The organism is Enterobacter sp. RHBSTW-00901, assembly GCF_014103115.1.
GTDB classification, from domain to species: Bacteria; Pseudomonadota; Gammaproteobacteria; order Enterobacterales; family Enterobacteriaceae; genus Enterobacter; species Enterobacter cloacae_P.
The window spans coordinates 825,100-845,445 of sequence record NZ_JABXPB010000001.1; the positions used below are offsets into that span (position 1 = coordinate 825,100).

At 53.1% G+C, this 20,346-nt stretch carries 14 protein-coding genes, 2 tRNA genes, 1 other RNA gene and 1 pseudogene; 9 read left to right on the top strand and 9 right to left on the bottom strand.

Going from position 1 to position 20,346, the window contains the following annotated elements; all coding sequences use genetic code 11:
- Window positions 1-161 precede the first annotated feature (161 nt).
- The 3 genes and pseudogenes from galU to rssA form a co-directional block, all read right to left on the bottom strand.
- Window positions 162-1,070, bottom strand: a complete 909-nt coding sequence (gene galU / locus HV318_RS04115) for a UTP--glucose-1-phosphate uridylyltransferase GalU (RefSeq protein ID WP_182271686.1) — start codon at window positions 1,068-1,070, stop codon at window positions 162-164.
- A 200-nt stretch (window positions 1,071-1,270) separates the two neighbouring features.
- Window positions 1,271-2,284, bottom strand: a complete 1,014-nt coding sequence (gene rssB, locus HV318_RS04120) for a two-component system response regulator RssB (protein ID WP_182271687.1) — start codon at window positions 2,282-2,284, stop codon at window positions 1,271-1,273.
- A 92-nt stretch (window positions 2,285-2,376) separates the two neighbouring features.
- Window positions 2,377-3,278, bottom strand: a pseudogene (rssA, locus tag HV318_RS04125) (patatin-like phospholipase RssA).
- A gap of 113 nt (window positions 3,279-3,391) precedes the next feature.
- On the opposite strand from rssA, the gene HV318_RS04130 reads away from it, so the two are divergent.
- The 5 genes from HV318_RS04130 to HV318_RS04150 all read left to right on the top strand — a co-directional run bounded on the left by HV318_RS04130 (window position 3,392) and on the right by HV318_RS04150 (window position 5,382).
- Window positions 3,392-3,850: a YchJ family protein gene (locus tag HV318_RS04130; protein WP_182271688.1), complete on the top strand. Its 459-nt coding sequence runs from the start codon at window positions 3,392-3,394 to the stop codon at window positions 3,848-3,850.
- Between the two features lie 48 nt (window positions 3,851-3,898).
- Complete coding sequence (gene purU / locus HV318_RS04135; RefSeq protein WP_010432980.1) at window positions 3,899-4,741, top strand: formyltetrahydrofolate deformylase; 843 nt, start codon at window positions 3,899-3,901, stop codon at window positions 4,739-4,741.
- 157 nt (window positions 4,742-4,898) lie between these two features.
- A tRNA-Tyr gene (locus HV318_RS04140) sits at window positions 4,899-4,983 on the top strand.
- Window positions 4,984-5,119: 136 nt separating this feature from the next.
- A tRNA-Tyr gene (locus HV318_RS04145) sits at window positions 5,120-5,204 on the top strand.
- Between the two features lie 47 nt (window positions 5,205-5,251).
- Window positions 5,252-5,382: non-coding RNA, RtT sRNA (locus HV318_RS04150), on the top strand.
- 30 nt (window positions 5,383-5,412) lie between these two features.
- Here HV318_RS04150 and HV318_RS04155 read toward each other — a convergent pair.
- A complete protein-coding gene (locus HV318_RS04155; RefSeq protein WP_182271689.1) occupies window positions 5,413-5,856 on the bottom strand; it encodes an Lrp/AsnC family transcriptional regulator in 444 nt (147 codons plus the stop codon).
- 107 nt (window positions 5,857-5,963) lie between these two features.
- On the opposite strand from HV318_RS04155, the gene HV318_RS04160 reads away from it, so the two are divergent.
- On the top strand, window positions 5,964-6,860 hold the full coding sequence (locus HV318_RS04160; RefSeq protein ID WP_182274525.1) for a DMT family transporter: 897 nt from the start codon (window positions 5,964-5,966) through the stop codon (window positions 6,858-6,860).
- Here the strand turns inward: HV318_RS04160 and narI are convergent.
- Genes narI through HV318_RS04180 form a run of 4 tightly spaced genes read right to left on the bottom strand, consistent with a single transcriptional unit; the run spans window position 6,857 to window position 13,516 of the window.
- Window positions 6,857-7,534 carry a respiratory nitrate reductase subunit gamma gene (gene narI / locus HV318_RS04165; protein ID WP_182271690.1) on the bottom strand — a complete coding sequence of 226 codons (678 nt, stop codon included), beginning with the start codon at window positions 7,532-7,534 and terminating at the stop codon, window positions 6,857-6,859. The genes HV318_RS04160 and narI overlap by 4 nt on opposite strands.
- Window positions 7,534-8,244 carry a nitrate reductase molybdenum cofactor assembly chaperone gene (gene narJ, locus HV318_RS04170; RefSeq protein ID WP_182271691.1) on the bottom strand — a complete coding sequence of 237 codons (711 nt, stop codon included), beginning with the start codon at window positions 8,242-8,244 and terminating at the stop codon, window positions 7,534-7,536. Before narJ ends, narI begins: the two co-directional genes overlap by 1 nt.
- Window positions 8,241-9,776: a nitrate reductase subunit beta gene (gene narH / locus HV318_RS04175; protein WP_182271692.1), complete on the bottom strand. Its 1,536-nt coding sequence runs from the start codon at window positions 9,774-9,776 to the stop codon at window positions 8,241-8,243. The genes narJ and narH overlap by 4 nt, the downstream gene beginning before the upstream one ends.
- Window positions 9,773-13,516, bottom strand: coding sequence for a nitrate reductase subunit alpha (locus HV318_RS04180; protein WP_182271693.1), 3,744 nt, complete (start codon window positions 13,514-13,516; stop codon window positions 9,773-9,775). Before HV318_RS04180 ends, narH begins: the two co-directional genes overlap by 4 nt.
- Before the next feature lie 347 nt (window positions 13,517-13,863).
- Here HV318_RS04180 and HV318_RS04185 point away from each other — a divergent pair, with 347 nt between their 5' ends.
- Window positions 13,864-16,152 carry a patatin-like phospholipase family protein gene (locus HV318_RS04185; RefSeq protein ID WP_182271694.1) on the top strand — a complete coding sequence of 763 codons (2,289 nt, stop codon included), beginning with the start codon at window positions 13,864-13,866 and terminating at the stop codon, window positions 16,150-16,152.
- A 45-nt stretch (window positions 16,153-16,197) separates the two neighbouring features.
- On the opposite strand, the gene HV318_RS04190 is transcribed toward HV318_RS04185, so the two are convergent.
- Entirely contained in the window at window positions 16,198-17,595 is a 1,398-nt protein-coding gene (locus HV318_RS04190; RefSeq protein WP_182271695.1) for a NarK family nitrate/nitrite MFS transporter, read from the bottom strand.
- 310 nt (window positions 17,596-17,905) lie between these two features.
- On the opposite strand from HV318_RS04190, the gene narX reads away from it, so the two are divergent.
- Both narX and narL read left to right on the top strand, forming a co-directional pair.
- Window positions 17,906-19,702, top strand: a complete 1,797-nt coding sequence (gene narX, locus HV318_RS04195; RefSeq protein WP_182271696.1) for a nitrate/nitrite two-component system sensor histidine kinase NarX — start codon at window positions 17,906-17,908, stop codon at window positions 19,700-19,702.
- Window positions 19,695-20,345: a two-component system response regulator NarL gene (gene narL, locus HV318_RS04200; protein WP_003856701.1), complete on the top strand. Its 651-nt coding sequence runs from the start codon at window positions 19,695-19,697 to the stop codon at window positions 20,343-20,345. The genes narX and narL overlap by 8 nt, the downstream gene beginning before the upstream one ends.
- Window position 20,346 lies beyond the last annotated feature (1 nt).

Here is a 20,346-nt window from a genome sequence, read left to right on the forward strand (position 1 = left end):
TTTTGTATCTGAAATTCACGTCAAACATCCCCTTACACTCTGTCATATAGTGACAATGGACTATTTAACATTCCTTACGGTCTGAGCCTGTCACAGGTTGTTATGGGCATAAAAAAACCGGTGGGCATCGCCACACCGGTCTTGTTCATTTACAGCCCGGGTTATTTTTTAATACCCATACTGTCTTTGAGCCAGGCTTTAAATTCTTCACCCAGCGTATTGTGGCGAATGCCATATTCAACAAATGCCTGCATATAACCGAGCTTATTCCCGCAGTCATGGCTCTTACCTTTCATATGGTAGGCTTCAACGGTTTCTTTCTCGATCAGCATATCAATAGCGTCGGTCAGCTGGATCTCATCACCCGCTCCTGGAGGGGTTTTCGCCAGCAGTGGCCAGATTTCAGCGCTCAGGACATAACGGCCTACAACCGCCAGATTAGACGGTGCTGCGTCTGCTTTTGGTTTCTCAACAACGCCCACCATTGGCACGCTTTCGCCAGGTTCCAGATTCACGCCTTTGCAGTCAACGACACCGTAAGCTGTCACATCGGCAACAGGCTCAACCATAATCTGGCTGCTACCGGTTTCGTCAAAGCGGTGAATCATCTCAGCCAGGTTGTCTTTAGACAGGTTGGATTCATATTCATCCAGAATAACGTCTGGCAGGATCACCGCGACAGGTTCGTCGCCCACGACAGGGTGTGCGCACAGTACCGCGTGACCCAGGCCTTTAGCCAGCCCCTGACGCACCTGCATAATGGTAACGTGTGGAGGGCAAATAGACTGAACTTCAGCTAACAGCTGGCGCTTAACACGTTTTTCCAGCATAGCTTCAAGTTCAAAACTTGTATCGAAATGGTTTTCGATTGAGTTTTTAGATGAATGCGTAACCAGCACAATTTCAGTAATACCGGCGGCGATACATTCATTAACGACGTACTGGATTAATGGCTTATCAACCAAAGGCAGCATCTCTTTAGGAATTGCCTTAGTTGCTGGTAACATCCTGGTCCCCAATCCCGCTACCGGGATAACGGCCTTTCTGACTTTCGAATTTAGGGCAGCCATTGAAATTCTCCTGAGCTGTTCAAGTTTTGAACTTTTATGCATTAAATAACGCGTCGAGTATATCAGTCTCACCTTACAGTCCGGGTCTGAAAAGAACGCGTTGCCGATCAATTAGGATAAATACGCATGAATCTGGGCTGTGATAGTAGCACTCCCGGCAAAACACAGGAAAAGCAATCTTACGAATAAGAACCAACTGCTTATTCCGTGGACAACATTAAGCGTAACCGCCCCCCGGCACCCCAAATTTGGCACTGCCAGGAGGAACAGCGGTGGCTAATTTGATTAAGGTAAGCCGTCTCCAGTGTGCCAAGGGGCACACCGTTGCTCACCTGAATATGATGCTCCCCGGTATTCAGAGTGGCATTCAGACCCGCTGAAACGAGGATAAGATTTTTCAAACTGCTGTGGTAATAACCGACCAATAGCGGAAACTGTCCCGGCAAATTGGCCTGGCGAAAAAGCTGATTAACCTGTTTAAGTAAACTGCCTAACTCAGGGAGTCGTTGTCCCTGATGCGATAGTTGCTCCTGCAACAGGCCATTAAATAGCGCACGAAGTAATAACGCCGCTAATACACCATTGTCTCCTGCCCGGGTAACATCCAGACAATAAAACGCAAGATCCGCATCAGACAATGGCGCAATATCCAGCACCAGTCCAGGCTGATCGGCGGCCATCAACTGTCGATAATTTATTCGGCAATGTGAAATAGTTTGTTGTACCGGAGGCTGGAGTTCCTGTAACAATTTTGCGGCCGCCGGAGGGTTGCTGACTAAAGCATCCCAGTCCTGGAAAAGACGCTCCTCTTCCTCTACCCGGGAATTAAACATATTTGGATAAAGGCAGGCCAACACCGTTTCACGCAGACGGTTCAAATCCTTAACGGGTTTAAGCAGAATATCCTGAACGCCCAGGCGTAATGCTTTGGCGATGTCCGCCATATTCTCCGTCGCTGAAATCATCAAAATGGGGGTTTTATCGCCTTCATTACGCAGATGCTCAACCAGCTTCAGGCCATTCATCCGCGGCATCGCGATATCACAGATCATCAGATCGGGTGTGATGCTGACCATTTTTTCCAGCGCGTCGATACCATCCTCAGCCAGTGCAGTGATTGCACCCAGTGAGGATAACCACGAATCCAGCAGCGAGCGGAAAACGGGCTCGTCTTCAACAATCAAAATTTGTTTTCCGGCCAATGGCTGCGTCATGGTACCTCCCCTGACTGACAGTAACTAAATAGTGGCATGCTATCGATACTATCGCCTGTCAGATTTTGCTTAAGTAATCAAAAAAAGGGTGCTCAACGTGCTGCCCGCACAAATGGCAACAATTCATCCATTTTCTTTTCGACGGCTACAGCGCCCGCAGTAATGGCGGCCTCAGCCAGATGGAAATCAAGGGTTGCAATCTGCGGGCAATACGGCTGGATCAAAATATCCGGAGGGTCGCCTGCCATACGGTTGCGCTTCAGGCGGTTTTCAAGCACCTGAATGGAGGTGGTCATAATTTCGATCGCCGTCGGCGCGGTCACTGCGCGACGCGCTGCCACACGGCCAATTCGTCCACGTAAACGTTCATGCCATGCCAGTTTCTCACCGTCGGCATCATCACTTTGAAGATTGACTGGCATCAGGTCTTGCTGCATCAGGTGCGCATCGTGCTGCAAATCCACGGCGATCACGATATCGGCCCCCATCGCTCGCGTCAGGGAGATGGGAACGGGGTTCACCACCCCACCATCAACCAGCCAGTAGCCGTTATGCAGGACAGGGGCCATTAACCCCGGCATACTGCAGGAGGCGCGAACAGCGAGATGGATATCCCCTTCGGTAAGCCAAAGCTCACGTCCCGTACTCAGGTTTGTCGCGACGGCACCAAAAGGCATCTGACAATGACTGAAGTCATCAAGAGGCATAATCTGGCGGAACTGGTTAAACACGCGCTCACCGCGCAGTAACCCGCCACGCTGCCAGGAAAGATCCATCAGGCGCAGCACATCCCAGTAGCTGAAGGGCGCACCCAGGTTTCAAGTTCCGGAAGCTTTCCGCAGGCGTATGCAGACCCGACCAGCGAACCAATAGAACACCCTGCAACAATATCGACGTCAATACCCATCTTGTTTAAGGCATTGATCACGCCGATATGTGACCACCCCCGGGCTGCACCTGAGCCCAGCGCCAGTCCAATTTTAACCTTTCTCATTAGCCCTGTTTTACTTCCCCTGGATTCCTGACATAGCGTCAACGCATCTGCTCAGTTAACATGGTGCTACCCGAAGCGTTTTACGCCCTTATTTTTGTTCCAGGAAGAGAATCGTGTCTCAACTCTGCCCTTGTGGTAGCGCTCTGGAGTATAGCCTATGTTGCCAGCGATATCTTTCTGGTGAACAGGTTGCACCAGACCCGTCACACCTAATGCGTTCGCGGTATACTGCTTTTGTGATCAAAGACGCAGACTACCTGATCAAAACCTGGCACCCATCCTGTCATGCCGCCAGTTTCAGGCAAGATATAGAAGCCGGATTTGCCAACACCCATTGGCTCGGGCTCACCGTCTATGAATTCGCAACAGACAGTGACCACAATGAAGGCTACGTCAGTTTTGTCGCCCGGTTTACCGAACAAAATAAACCAGGTGCCATTATCGAGCGTTCCCGGTTCTTAAAGGAAAGCGGGCAATGGTATTATATTGACGGAACGCGCCCTCAGTTTGGTCGTAATGATCCCTGCCCATGTGGTTCAGGTAAAAAATTTAAAAAGTGTTGCGGGCAGTAATGCCTGACAACCCAGATTTCGCAAATACATAAACAGGATTTCCCGGCGATGCAATCACTACAACGTAAAGTTCTGCGCACCATCTGTCCCGATCAAAAAGGGCTGATCGCACGAATTACCAACATTTGTTACAAACATGAACTGAATATCGTGCAGAACAACGAGTTCGTTGACCACCGTACCGGTCGCTTTTTCATGCGTACCGAACTGGAGGGGATTTTCAACGACACCACCCTGCTTGCCGACCTTGATAGCGCCCTGCCAGAAGGCTCCGTGCGCGAGTTAACACCCGCCGGCCGTCGTCGCATTGTGATTCTGGTGACGAAAGAAGCCCACTGTCTGGGCGATCTGCTGATGAAAGCGAACTACGGCGGCCTGGACGTCGAAATCGCCGCTGTTATCGGCAACCACGAGACACTGCGTACGCTGGTCGAACGTTTTGATATTCCGTTTGAGCTGGTGAGCCATGAAGGTCATACCCGTGAAGAGCACGACGACCTGATGGCGCAGGCCATCGAAGCCCATAATCCGGACTACGTGGTACTGGCGAAATATATGCGCGTACTGACGCCGTCTTTCGTTTCACGTTTCCCGAACAAGATCATCAATATTCACCACTCATTCCTGCCAGCCTTTATTGGTGCACGCCCGTATCATCAGGCTTACGAGCGCGGCGTGAAGATCATCGGTGCAACCGCGCACTACGTGAATGACAATCTGGATGAAGGCCCAATCATCATGCAGGACGTGATTCATGTGGATCACACCTATACGGCGGAAGATATGATGCGTGCCGGACGTGATGTGGAGAAAAACGTCCTGAGCCGTGCGCTGTATCAGGTGCTGGCACAGCGCGTCTTTGTCTACGGCAACAGAACCATCATTCTTTAATCTTTCGGAAAATGAATTGATTAGCTTTGCGCCTTTACGGATAAAAAGCAGGCAAACAACTCAGTTTTCCTAAAGGAATACTTTACAGGGGCGTCTCATTTGATATGATGCGCCCCGCTTCCAACAGGAAGCAGGCCAGTAAAAAGCATTACCCCGTGGTGGGGTTCCCGAGCGGCCAAAGGGAGCAGACTGTAAATCTGCCGTCATCGACTTCGAAGGTTCGAATCCTTCCCCCACCACCATTATTCACCACAGCGATGTGGTAACACCGATGTGGAAACGTGATGTTTGCACTTATCGGGAAGGGTGAGGAGTGAAGCGACGAATAATCCTTCCACCACCATCTCTCAGCATTACCTCAAAATTTGAATTACCCCTGGTGGGGTTCCCGAGCGGCCAAAGGGAGCAGACTGTAAATCTGCCGTCATCGACTTCGAAGGTTCGAATCCTTCCCCCACCACCATCATTTCCATAAAGCACAAATACTCAAATTAGCTCAGTTACCCCTATGTTCTTCTGTTGCAGGGAAGGATGAGAAGCGTCGACTAAGGTTCGATTCGAGCGCAGCGAGAAAGCGTTTCCGCAGGCAACGACCCGAAGGGCGAGGCGCAACGCGCCGGGTCATCCTTCCCCCACCACCATCACTTCTGAATCAACCCAAACACAGACGACTACATCGGCGGTAACCGGCGCTTCACTGGTGAACTTTTCACAATCGACGTATTGCACTGGGCGTGCTCCGCCAGGCCATCCAGCAGTGTATCAAGCTGCTCTATCGACCGCACAACCAGCCTGATAACAAAACAATCTTCCCCGGTCACCTTATCGCTCTCAATACACTCCGGCATGGCCTGAATGTATTTATCCACCTTATGCAACAACCCCGGCAAAGGCCGCACGCGCACCAGCGCTTGCAACGTATACCCTAGCGCCCCCAGATTCACCCGCGCACCATAACCCTGAATTACGCCGCGCTCTTCCAGCCTTTTCAGACGCTCCGCCGTGCTGGGCGATGTCAATCCAATACGCCCGCTGAGCACCTTCAGCGACACGCGCGCATCCTCCACCAGGCAGGTTAAAATTTGCCGGTCGATATCATCGGGAAGGTATTCCATCGTTTTCACCTGATTTTAAAAAGCCATTAATGTATTTCACCTTATATCACCCCTGTAAAACCCGGCAGACTTTTTCGACAATAGCATCATTAATCAGGAGGTGGATGATGCGTGATCTGCAAAAAGGCGTATGGCGAATGAGCCTGGCGATGTTAATTTCCGGCTCTATCGGAGCGTTTGTTTTACTCTCCGGCCTGCCGGTGACCGAAGTGGTGTTCTGGCGCTGTTTTATCGGCGCTATCGCTCTTTTTATTTTTATCCGGATGAGTAACAAGCCATTCAGTCCGCTGACCCGAATCACGCTGCTGCTGGCCGTTCTCGGCGGCATTGCGTTAGTGGTGAACTGGCTACTGCTGTTCGCAGCCTACGAACGCATCTCGATTGGCCTTTCTACCGTGGTATATAACACCCAACCGTTTATGCTGGTGATGATGGGGATGTTGTTAGGCGAACGCGTCAGCCTGGTAAAATGGGGCTGGCTGTTCCTCGCTTTCGGCGGCGTGGTCATTTTGCTTTCCAGCGAGTTAACTGGCGCGCACAGTGGCGAATGGTTCACCGGTATCGGTCTGGCGCTGGGAGCCGCCTTCTTCTACGCGCTGACAGCAATCATTACCCGCAAACTCAGGTCCATTGCGCCGCAGCATATCGCCTTTATCCAGGTGCTAACCGGCGTGGCGATGCTGCTGCCGCTGGCGCAGATACCTGCCTTCTCGGGCGACTTTACGTGGCCGATTTTATTAACGCTGGGCATTGTCCACACCGGCATCATGTACCAACTGCTGTACAGCGCCATTCAGAAACTCCCGACGCCAATCACGGGTTCCCTGTCATTCATTTATCCGGTGGTGGCAATCATTGTCGATAACCTGGTATTTGGACATTCGCTGAACATCACGCAACTGGCAGGTGGTGCGCTGATTCTGTTTGCGGCAGCAGGCAACAACCTGGGCTGGGGCGAAAAAAAACCCCGCGAGTGCGGGGTTGGGATCAAAACAACGAATTAGCGACGGGCACGAACAATCTGGTATTTGCGCGTCAGGTACTCGACTGGCGCGCTCCAGATATGAACCAGACGGGAGAACGGGAACAGCACAAACAGCGTCATCCCCAGCACCAGATGTACACGGAAGACAAATGCCACACCGTCGAGATGCTCAGACGCACCGCCGTGGAAAGTCACCACCGACTGCGCCCAGCCGACCAGTTTCATCATTTCGCTGCCGTCCATATGCTGAGCAGAGAATGGGATCGTCAGCAGACCCAGCGCACACTGCACCATCAGCAGCGAGAGGATCAGGATATCTGCCCCGGTGGTAGTGGCACGTACGCGCGGGCTGAACAGACGGCGTTTCAGCAGCAGCAGCCCACCCACCAGCGTCATCACCCCACAGGCACCGCCCGCAATCATCGCCATCTTCTGCTTCACTTCGACTGGCAGCCAGGCTTCATACATCCAGTGCGGAGTCAGCATACCGAGGAAGTGACCGGCAAAAATCCCCAGGATCCCAATGTGGAACAGGTTGGACGCCAGGTTCATCCCTTTGCGATCCAGCATCTGGCTGGAGGCAGCACGCCAGGTGTACTGACCATAGTCATAACGCAGCCAGCTTCCCACCAGAAACACGGTGCCCGCGATATACGGGTAAATGTCAAAGAAGAACATATTCAGGAAGTGCATTAGTGCTGTCCTCCGTTAGAGATTTCCAAATATTGCGGGGCAACCGCTCCGGCAAAACGACGCTGGTGAGCTGAGATTTCAGATTCACCACAGTTCTGGTCAGCCAGGAATTTCACCTGCTCTTCTTCCCAGACCGCATCCAGCGCTTGAGGCGTATCATCACGGGCTTCATCCGCGATTTTTTCCGCCACTTTCTCACTGTCGACAGCCGCTTTCGCCAGCTTCACCAGCAGGTCGAACAGCACCGCATAGCAACTTTCACGCTGCTTCAGGCGCGCACCGAGCAGAGCCAGAATCGGTGCGATGTCCTGCAGACCACCGAGCGCCTCTTCTTCAGGCAACTGGGCCAGATACTCCAGATAGAGTGGCAGATGATCCGGCAGCTCGCGGCTGTCAATCTGCAGACCGTGCTGCTCGTACTGTGCCATCAGGTCAACCATCGCCTGACCACGGTCGCGGGATTCGCCGTGAACGTGTTCAAACAGCAGCAGCGACGTCGCACGGCCACGGTCAAACAGCTGGCTGTAGTCAGCCTGTGCATCCAGAAGATCCCGCGCGAGCAGGTCGCGCAGGAAAGCGCTCAGTGACCGGGCATCTTCTTTATCCAGGTTTTCAGATGACGCGAGTGCATCAAAGAGTTCCTGTTGATGCTGCGCAAGCGCAGCATCCGGGTACTCGAGCAGACGCGAAACAATGACGAGTTCAATCATTGGTGCGGCTCCGTTTTGCTGGTCACATCCAGGGCGTCGATGCGTCGGCTGTTGAACAGGTTGAATTTGGTATCTGAACCGTGGCAACCATCACCAAAGGTGAAGCCACAACCGCTTTTCTCCGGGAAGGCCTCGCGCGCCTGCTCACGGTGGCTGCTCGGTACCACGAAGCGATCTTCATAGTTGGCAATCGCCAGATAGCGGTACATTTCTTGCGCCTGCGCTTCAGTCAGACCGACCTCTTCCAGCGCACGGGTGTCGTTAACGCCATCAACGGTTTCCGCACGTTTAAAGTGACGCATTGCCAGCATACGTTTCAGCGCCAGCAGCACTGGCTGGGTGTCGCCAGCGGTCAGCAGATTCGCCAGGTACTGAACCGGAATACGCAGGCTTTCTACGTCTGGCAGAATACCGTTGCTGCCCAGTTCACCCGCGTCAGCAGCAGACTGAATCGGAGACAGAGGCGGCACGTACCAGACCATCGGCAGCGTGCGGTACTCCGGGTGCAACGGCAGAGCGAGCTTCCAGTCCATCGCCATTTTGTACACCGGAGACTGTTGTGCCGCGTCGATCACGCTCTGCGGGACACCGTCTTTCAGCGCCTGCTCAATCACTTTCGGATCGTTCGGATCGAGGAACACGTCCAGCTGACGCTGGTACAGATCTTTCTCGTTCTCGGTGCTGGCCGCATTTTCAATTGCATCAGCATCGTACAGCAGCACCCCGAGGTAACGGATACGGCCTACGCAGCTCTCGGAACAGACGGTTGGCATACCCGCTTCGATACGCGGATAACAGAAGATGCACTTCTCTGACTTACCGCTCTTCCAGTTGAAGTAGATCTTTTTATACGGGCAACCGGTGATGCACATGCGCCAGCCACGACACTTGTCCTGGTCAATCAGTACGATACCGTCTTCTTCACGCTTGTAGATGGCTCCGCTCGGGCAGGTTGCTACACACGCCGGGTTCAGGCAGTGCTCGCACAGGCGCGGCAAATACATCATGAAGGTGTTCTCGAACTGACCATACATGGCTTTCTGCATGTTTTCGAAGTTCTGATCTTTGGCGCGTTTTTCGAACTCGCCGCCCAGAATTTCTTCCCAGTTCGGCCCGCTGGTGATTTTGTCCATGCGCTGACCGGTGATCAGTGAGCGTGGACGGGCAATCGGCTGGTGTTTACTTTCCGGCGCGTTGTGCAGATTCTGGTAGTCGTAATCAAACGGCTCGTAGTAATCGTCAATACCCGGCAGATGTGGGTTGGCGAAGATTTTACCCAGCAGCATTGCACGGTTACCCATGCGCGGTTGCAGTTTACCGTTGATCTTGCGGACCCAGCCGCCCTTCCATTTTTCCTGATTTTCCCAGTCGGTCGGGAAGCCAGTGCCTGGTTTACTTTCTACGTTGTTAAACCAGGCGTATTCCATACCTTCACGGCTGGTCCAGACGTTTTTACAGGTGACTGAGCAGGTATGACAGCCGATGCATTTATCCAGATTCAGCACCATGCCGACTTGTGAACGAATTTTCATTTTACGCTCTCCTGTACCTGGTCATTACCTTCGCCGTCTAACCAGTTAATATTCTTCATCTTACGAACCACCACAAACTCATCGCGGTTTGACCCTACGGTGCCGTAGTAGTTAAAGCCGTAGGCCAGCTGCGCATAACCGCCGATCATGTGGGTCGGTTTTGGCGTAATACGGGTCACGGAGTTGTGAATACCGCCACGCTGCTCGGTGATTTCTGAACCCGGCAGGTTAACGATACGTTCCTGCGCGTGGTACATCATGGTCATCCCGGCGGGTACACGCTGGCTCACTACCGCACGGGCCGTCAACGCACCGTTGCTGTTGAACACTTCGATCCAGTCGTTATCTTCAATACCCAGATCTTTGGCATCCGCTTCGCTCATCCACACAATCGGGCCACCACGGGACAACGTCAGCATCAGCAGGTTGTCGCTGTAGGTGGAGTGGATCCCCCACTTCTGGTGCGGTGTCAGGAAGTTCAGCGCTTTTTCCGGGTTACCGTTGGATTTCTTGCCCATCACCCCTTTCACTGAGCGGGTATCGATTGGCGGACGGTAAACCAGCAGGCTTTCCCCGAAATCACGCATCCACTGGTGATCCTGATACAGCGACTGACGACCGGACAGGGTACGCCAGGGGATCAGCTCGTGAACGTTGGTATAACCGGCGTTATAAGACACGTGCTCATCTTCCAGGCCTGACCAGGTTGGGCTGGAGATAATTTTGCGCGGCTGAGCCTGAATATCGCGGAAGCGGATTTTCTCTTCCTCTTTATTCGTTGCCAGGTGCGTGTGATCACGCCCGGTAAACTCACTCAGCGCCGCCCATGCTTTCACGGCCACGTGACCGTTGGTTTCTGGTGCCAGGGTCAGGATCATCTCTGCAGCATCAATTGCGGTGTTCAGCATTGGCTGGCCTTTGGCCGGGCCATCTGCTTTGGTGTAATTGAGCTTACGCAGCAGATCCATTTCGCTCTGGGTATTCCAGGCGATGCCTTTACCGCCGTTACCGATTTTCTCCATCAGCGGGCCGATAGAGGTAAAGCGCTCGTATGTCGCCGGATAATCACGTTCAACCGCAATAATGTGCGGTGCCGTCACGCCCGGGATCAGGTCACATTCGCCTTTTTTCCAGTCTTTCACGTCCAGTGGCTGCGCCAGTTCGGCAGCGGAGTCGTGCTGAATTGGCAGGGTAACCACGTCCGTTTCTTTACCCAGATGGCCCACGCAGACTTCGGAGAATACCTTCGCGATATCTTTGTAGATTTCCCAGTCGCTTTTCGATTCCCACGCTGGGTCAACAGCGGCAGACAGCGGATGAATAAACGGATGCATATCCGAGGTATTCATGTCGTCTTTTTCATACCAGGTGGCGGTTGGCAGCACGATGTCGGAATACAGACAGGTGCTGGACAGACGGAAGTCCAGCGTCACCACCAGATCCAGTTTCCCGTCCAGGCCGTTGTCCTGCCATTCCACTTCTTCCGGCTTCACACCGCCCTGCTTGCCAAGATCTTTACCCTGAATACCGTTTTCAGTACCGAGCAGATACTTCAGCATGTACTCGTGGCCCTTACCGGATGAACCCAGCAAGTTGGAGCGCCAGATAAAGAGGTTACGCGGGTGGTTTTTACCGTTTTCTGGCTGCTCAGCCGCAAAACGAATGGAACCGTCCTTCAGGGATTTCACGGTGTAATCCGCCGGGGTCATACCGGCTTTCTTCGCTTCTTCCGCGATGCGCAGCGGGTTAGTGCCCAGCTGTGGTGCAGACGGCAGCCAGCCCATACGTTCAGCGCGAACGTTAAAGTCAAGCAGGTGGCCACTGTAGCGGGATTTATCCGCCATTGGTGATAATAATTCCTGCGCGGTAACCGTCTCGTAACGCCACTGGCTGGAGTGGTTATAGAAGTAAGACGTGCTGTTCATGTGACGCGCAGGACGCTGCCAGTCAAGAGCAAACGCCAGCGGCTGCCAGCCGGTCTGCGGACGCAGTTTTTCCTGGCCCACATAGTGTGCCCAGCCGCCGCCGCTCTGGCCTACACAACCGCAGAAGATAAGCATATTGATAAGACCGCGATAGTTCATATCGAGGTGATACCAGTGGTTCAGACCGGCACCGACGATGATCATCGAACGACCGTGCGTTTTATCGGCATTTTCCGCGAACTCGCGTGCGATGCGGGTGATCTGCGCGCGTGGAACACCGGTGATCTGCTCCGCCCAGGCCGGAGTGTACGCTTTCACGTCGTCATAACTGGTGGCACAGTTTTCATCATTCAGACCGCGATCCAGACCATAGTTGGCCATTGTCAGATCGTAAACGGTAGTCACCAGTGCGGTAGAGCCGTCCGCCAGCTGCAGGCGTTTCACCGGCAGCTTGTGCATCAGTACGTTTTGCAGTTCAACTTTATTAAAGTGTTCGGTACCATCGCCGCCAAAGTACGGGAAGCCAACGTCAGCGATATCGTCCTGGCTGCCCAGCATGCTCAGACACAGCTCGGTTTCCGCGCCGCTCGTACCGTCGCGTTGTTCCAGGTTCCATTTACCCTTTTCACCCCAGCGGAAACCGATAGAGCCGTTAGGCGCAACCAGTTCGCCGTTGCTGTTGCAGGCAACGGTTTTCCATTCCGGGTTATTTTCCTGGCCCAGTGCATCGACCAGGTCAGCAGCACGCAGCATACGGCCCGCGGCATAGTAGCCGTCGCGCTCTTCCAGCATAACCAGCATTGGCAGGTCGGTATAACGACGCACGTAATCGGTAAAGTACTGGCTTGGTTTGTCCAGGTGGAATTCACGCAGCATGACGTGGCCCATCGCCAGCGCCATTGCGGAGTCGGTGCCCTGTTTTGGTGCCAGCCACAGGTCACACAGTTTAGCGATTTCCGCATAGTCAGGTGTAATCGCAACGGTTTTGGTGCCTTTGTAGCGTACTTCAGTGAAGAAGTGAGCATCCGGGGTACGCGTCTGCGGAACGTTAGAGCCCCAGGCAAGGATGTAGCTGGAGTTATACCAGTCAGCGGACTCAGGCACGTCAGTCTGCTCGCCCCACGTCTGCGGAGAGGCCGGCGGCAGGTCACAGTACCAGTCGTAGAAGCTCAGGCAGGTACCACCAATCAGGGACAGATAGCGCGCGCCAGAAGCGTAAGAAACCATCGACATCGCCGGAATTGGCGAGAAGCCCGCCACGCGGTCAGGGCCGTAGGTTTTAACGGTGTAGACGTTAGAGGCCGCAATCAGCTCATTCACTTCTTTCCAGGAGGAACGGACAAAGCCGCCGCGCCCGCGGGCCTGTTTGAAGCTTTTGGCTTTGTCGGCATCTTCGATAATGGACGCCCAGGCATCAACCGGATCGCTGTAACGAACTTTCGCTTCACGCCACATTTTCATCAGGCGTTTGCGCATCAGAGGGTATTTCAGACGGTTAGCGCTGTAGAGATACCAGGAATAGCTTGCGCCACGCGGACAGCCACGCGGTTCGTGGTTCGGCATATCCGGACGGGTGCGCGGATAATCAGTCTGCTGCATTTCCCAGGTTACCAGACCATTTTTAACGAAAATCTTCCAGCTACATGAGCCAGTGCAGTTTACGCCGTGGGTCGAACGAACCACTTTGTCATGTTGCCAGCGCTGGCGGTAACCGTCTTCCCAGTCCCGGTTGGTCTCCAGAACCTGGCCGTGCCCATCGGCAAAAGTTTCACCCTTCTGTTTGAAGTAGCGAAACCGGTCCAAAAATTTGCTCATCGGGTATCTCCTGTGTGGAGCCTGTGGCTCTCTAAATCGACATTGCTGATTTGCAGCGAAGGTAACGCCCTGAAAGAGAGGGAGAATTGATAACGATCAAGGGCGGAGGGGTCTGTTTTATGGAGGGTTACGCGAAATACCACCAAAGAAGTAGCGACTTTAATTTTCTAACCATCTGTTTTTAAATGAATTTAACAAACATCCATCACTGTAGTTGTAAAAACCCACGACGATTAGTTATTAAGTGGTAGGTATTTTTGGGGGTTTAAGAACAGTGCATGAGTCTCATTGTTTATTTCATCGTCTAGAGTTCTTTTAAATATCCCAAATTCCCCACCCAGGATTTAATGATGAGTGAACCGTCCCCCCTTCATGTCCAGACATCTGACATAGAAATAGAAAATAAAGCTATCAACACGCGCCGAAAAGAGCTGGGTTTAAATGAAATCGATGACACGGGCACCGTGGGTCTGGCGCTGTCAGGGGGCGGAATTCGCAGTGCCACATTTTGTCTGGGTCTGGTGCGCGCGCTGGCCAAAAAAGGGCTGCTAAAAAAAATAGATTACCTGTCGACAGTCTCAGGTGGGGGATATTTAGGGGGCATGTTGGGACGTTTATATGCTTTACCGCCAACGAACCGCCCGGTAGAGCAATCACTTGCCAGTGATGACACCATTTTGCTTGCATGGCTACGAAACAATGGCCGGTATCTTACCCCTGCGGGGTTTCTCGACAAATCGCTGGCGATCACGCAAATTTTCCGCTCTTTCCTGGCGTCGTTATTTCTCCTGACATTAATGTGTCTGGTCGTGAGCGGTATTGCCATCAGCCTGAATACCCTGTTGGTCTTAGAGCCCAAAGCACTGGCAACGCCCCCCTGGCTTATCGCGCTCGCCATTCCAGTCTATTTCTCTGCAGCACTGTCGCTCTCTTACTGGATACTTGATGTAAACAAACCCAAAAAATCGCTAAAAATCGCGTTCACGATTACGACGCTTTGTTATGTGCTGTTCGCATGGATAACCCAATTACCCGGTTATTTTGTACAACCGTACATCCCGTTGATCGCCCTGCTCATTATCACGCTTATTAATATAAAATGCGTTAGCGCCCCACTGAAAATACTCAGTCCTGACCCTGGAACGCTCCGACAGCAACTCACCCGGGCGATGGCAAACTGCCTGTGGCTGGCAGGGGTAATCCTGTGTCTGTGGATTATTTATGGTCTGGGGTTGCTCTGGTCCAGAGGAATTTCAGTTTCAGATGCGCTGATCCCCCCCACACTTCTGGCGCTGTTAAAAGCCGTCTGGGAAGTGAATGGCGTAAAAAAATTACTCAGTAAAATGAAAAAAAGTGGCCCTCGTATCTCAATCAGTTTGACGCAAGGTGCCAACATTCTTGGCTACCTTTTGTTACTGTTTTCGCTGGTCACTGTATGTGCCGCAGAAATCCATATTCTCAGTTACACATCTCTTTTCCGTTATGCCTTGTACCCCTCACTGTTGGGTTTAGCAATCGTGGGTTTCCTCAGCTATCTCTGTAAACCGGAGCGAATAATCAAATTTCTGAATCTAAGCTCCCTGCATAACTTCTATCGTTCACGTATTGAGCGGGCGTGGCTGTCGGTTGCCAATGTGGGTTCTTCGCACAATAACCGTTTTAAGCAAAGCCCATTAATTGACTGGTTTGATCATAAGCCTGGTGATATCAAGAAAGTCACCGATGCGCTGCCAATGGATGACGTGCAATTCAAAGACTATCAGCCGCATAACAATCAGGGACCCATTCATCTCATCACCTGTTGTATTAACCAGACGGTAGACGACCGTTCAGGAAACTATAACGCCGACAGAAAAGGAATTGCGTTAACGGTCAGTTCATTTGGTTTTGAAACAGGAACGTCTTTTCCAAAGCCCTCTTCCGAACTGGAGAGTTCGACATTATCAAAATGGGTGGCAATCTCAGGGGCCGCAGCCGCAGCAGGAATGGGATCGCTGACATCTCCGGGGCTGGCATTAATCCTTTTTCTGATTGGCGGCCGGTTAGGCTACTGGGAAAAGAATCTCACCCCCAAAGCCAACAAATCGTCTTTAATTCCCGCCCTGTTCGCCGAAATGTTTGCCCAATTTCCCGGTAAAAACAGCGAATACTGGTATCTCTCGGATGGCGGGCATTTCGAAAATACAGGTGTTTATCCCCTCCTGAAACGTCGGGTTAAAACCATCGTCGTTGCCGACTGCGGCGCAGACCCCGAGTTTATCTTCGACGATCTGGAAAATCTGGTGCGTAAAGCGCGGATTGATTACGCCATTTCTATCGTGTTTACCCCCTCTCCTGGCCCTGAATTCAGCGCTGTTACAACATTAAAAAAAGGCGATATTACTCCTCCTCTCATTAAGGCAACCATTTTTTACCCGGCACAGGATGGCAAACCCGCCATGAAAGGGACATTGCTTGTCGTCAAACCCCACTTACTGGAAGGCATGGGGTTAGACACCGAGCGCTATGCAAAACGTCATAGCGATTTTCCACAGCAAACAACAGGGGATCAGTTCTTTGATGAGGAACAATGGGAAGCCTATCACCAGCTAGGTTTGCAGGCAGGTAAAGCAATTACAAAAGATATGTTGTCGTAGCAAAAAAAAGCGCGACCCGGAGGCCGCGCAAACGGATAATCAAACTTACTTGTTTTTCTTGGTATTACGGCCATATACCAGCCACGTAATCACGACGCAGGCGATATAGAAGACGAGGAACACTTTCATTGCCCCGGCCGGAGAACCGGTCAGATCCAGGGAGATACCGAACGCTTTCGGGATAAAGAAGCCGCCAATCGCGCCAATCGCCGAGATAAAGCCCAGCGCCGCCGCAGTATCGGTCGCAGCTTCACGCATTGCCTGCTCTTCACTTCCACCCTGCGCTTTCACGCGATCCATCGTCAGCTTACGGAAGATAACGGAGATCATCTGGAAGGTTGAAGCACTGCCCAGACCGGCCGCCAGGAACAGCACCATAAACACGCCGAAGAAGGCGATGAAGTTACCACCCTGTCCGCCTGTCGGCAGCGTCAGGAACAGCAGCGCACAGAAGACAGCCATCACAACAAAGTTCACGAGGGTGACGCGGGTCCCGCCCAGACGGTCAGACACCATCCCGCCCAGAGAACGCGCCAGCGCGCCGATAAATGGACCGAAGAACGCAAAATGCAGGATCTGTACTTCCGGGAACTGCGTTTTCGACAGCATGGCAAAGCCCGCCGAGAAACCGATAAACGAACCGAACGTTGCCAGATACAGTAGCGCCATCACCCACAGGTGACCGCGCTTCAGTACCGGCAACTGCTCGCTCAGCGACGCCTTCGACGCAGACAGGTCATTCATAAAGAACCAGGCTGCCAGAGTGAATACCACCAGGAACGGTACCCAAATCCAGGCCGCATTCTGCAGGTACAGGGAAGACCCATCCGCCTGCTCAACACCACCGCCACCAAAGGCCGCGAAGATGGAGACAGAGATCGCCAGCGGTGCAATCAGCTGCATCACGCTCACGCCCATGTTCCCCAGACCGCCGTTAATACCCAGCGCACCGCCCTGCTTCGCTTTCGGGAAGAAGAAGCTGATGTTTGCCATGCTGGAAGCAAAGTTAGCACCGGCAAAACCGCACAGCAGGGAAATCATCACGAACACGCTAAACGGCGTGGAAGTATCCTGCACGGCGAAACCGAGCCACACGCAAGGCACGATCATGATACCGGTACTGAACGCCGTCCAGCGACGACCGCCAAAGACCGGCACCATAAATGCGTAAGGGACACGCAACAGTGCGCCTGACAGCGACGGCAGTGCGGTCAGCATAAACAACTGGTCGGTGGTAAAGGCAAAACCGACTTTCGGCAGGTTAACCGCCACGGCACTAAACAGCATCCATACGCAAAACGCTAACAATAAACACGGAACGGAAATCCACAAATTACGACTTGCTACACGATGGCCGCGCTGTTGCCAGAACGCCGGATCCTCCGGACGCCATTCTGTAATAACGGCACCATTTTCCCTTTCGGGAGCGGATGAGTGACTCATAGACACCTCTGATTCTCGAATGATGCTGCAAACATTAGGGTTTTAGGGCGGCGGTAAGTTGATATAAATCAAAGGAAAAGTGGGAGGATTTGCGGCGAAAAAAAAGCCATCACTCTTAGTGGGTAGACTTTGGTGGTAAAAAAGATGTGGTTTTTCACGGTACTGAAGCATCCCTGTGCATCCCTCCTCCTGACCATTACCCCACTGGCAATTTAGAGGTAATCCTTTATTGGTATGGGTATACTCCAGGGTATGCACGAGAATAGCGGCCATTCCTGCAAGCAGGCCACGTCAGGAGCCCGGCAACTCTATGTTAAAAAGATGTTTATCCCCGTTGACGCTGGTTAACCAGCTGGCGCTTATTGTCTTGCTGTCTACTGCTATCGGTGTGACTGGCATGGCTATCTCTGGCTGGCTGGTACAGGGGGTACAGGGTAATGCACATGCCATCAATGAGGCAGGTTCACTACGCATGCAGAGTTACCGTCTGCTGGCGTCGGTACCGTTGACGCAGGATGACCAGAAGCTGGTTGACGACATGGAGCGTACCGCATTCAGCCCGGCGCTGGAACAGGCCGCCATTCGCGCCGGACAAGAGTCTCAGCTTAAATCACTGCAGAACTACTGGCACACGCAACTGGAGCCAGGGTTAAAACAGGCAGCACGCGCCGACACCGTCGCCCAGGATGTTGCCGGATTCGTTTCACGCATTGATGCGCTGGTCTCCTCTTTTGATCAAGCTACTGAGCTACGCATTAACCGCGTGGTGATGGTTCACCGCGCGATGGCGCTGTTCATGGCGCTGCTGCTGATTTTCACCATCGTCTGGCTACGCGCGCGGCTGTTGAATCCGTGGAAACAGCTGCTGGCGATGGCGCGCGCCGTGACGGCAAGAGACTTTACGCAGCGTACCCATATCAGCGGGCGTAACGAAATGGCGATGCTGGGTCAGGCGCTCAATACCATGTCGGAAGAGCTGTCAGAAAGCTACGCGGTGCTGGAGCAACGGGTACAGGAAAAAACGGCCGGGCTTGAGCAGAAAAACGAAATCCTCTCGTTCCTGTGGCAGGCCAACCGACGTCTGCATATGCAGGTGCCGCTGTGCGAGCGGCTCTCTCCGGTACTGAACGGCCTGCAAAACCTGACGCTACTCCATGACCTGGAGCTGCGGGTCTACGACGTTGAAGATGAAGAAAATCATCAGGAATTTACCTGTCAGTCGGACATGTCCTGCGATGACAAAGGGTGTCACCTTTGCCCACGCGGTTTACCGCCTCTGACCACCAGCGGCACAACGCTTAAGTGGCGGCTGACAGACAGCCACACGCAGTACGGTATTTTACTCGCAACGCTACCTGCCGGACGCCACCTCAGCCACGACCAACAGCAGCTGGTAGATACTCTGGTGGAGCAGTTAACGGCCACGCTGGCGCTCGACAGGCATCAGGAAAAACAGCAGCAGTTGATCGTCATGGAAGAACGCGCCACCATCGCCCGTGAGCTTCACGACTCCATTGCCCAGTCGCTCTCCTGTATGAAAATGCAGGTGAGCTGCCTGCAGATGCAGGATGCGGGCATGCCGGAAAGCAGCAAACAGTTACTGAGCCAGATCCGCAACGAGCTGAATACCTCCTGGATACAACTTCGCGAGCTGTTGACCACTTTCCGCCTGCAGCTGACCGAACCGGGCCTGCGTCCCGCGCTGGAGTCCAGCTGTCAAGAATTTAGCGCCCGACTGGGGTTCCCGGTGAAGCTGGATTACCAGCTCCCCCCGCGTTTCGTCCCTTCCCATCAGGCCATCCATTTATTGCAGATCGCCCGCGAAGCCCTGAGCAACGTGCTCAAACATTCCGGCGCGACGGCGGTAACGGTAACCGTCAGCCAGCACACGAATCAGGTGAAGCTCACGGTTCAGGACAACGGCTGCGGCGTGCCGGAAAATGCCGAAAGAACTAACCACTATGGTTTAATTATCATGCGAGACCGCGCGCAAAGCCTGCGCGGCGATTGCCAGGTTCGTCGGAGAGAGCCCGGTGGCACTGAAGTCGTGGTCACCTTTATTCCCGAAAAACCGCTTACAACTGCTCAAGGAGAAAACCATGACTAATCAGGAACCGGCATCCATCCTGTTGATCGACGACCATCCGATGCTGCGTACTGGCGTAAAACAGCTGGTCAGCATGGCACCCGATATCACCGTGGTTGGCGAAGCCAGCAATGGCGAACAGGGTATTGAGCTTGCCGAATCCCTCGATCCCGATCTGATCTTACTCGATCTGAATATGCCCGGCATGAACGGTCTGGAAACCCTCGACAAGCTGCGGGAAAAATCACTTTCTGGCCGCGTGGTGGTCTTTAGCGTCTCGAACCACGAAGAAGATGTCGTCACGGCACTGAAGCGCGGCGCAGACGGCTATCTGCTAAAAGATATGGAGCCAGAAGATCTGCTCAAGGCGTTACAACAGGCTGCCGCCGGAGAGATGGTACTGAGCGAAGCATTAACGCCAGTGCTGGCCGCCAGCCTGCGGGCAAACCGTGCCACCTCTGACCGTGACGTCAGCCAGTTAACACCGCGCGAGCGCGATATTCTGAAGCTGATTGCCCAGGGCCTGCCGAACAAAATGATCGCCCGTCGCCTGGATATCACCGAAAGCACGGTCAAAGTGCATGTCAAACACATGCTGAAGAAAATGAAGTTAAAATCCCGCGTCGAAGCCGCCGTGTGGGTACATCAGGAACGTATTTTCTGAT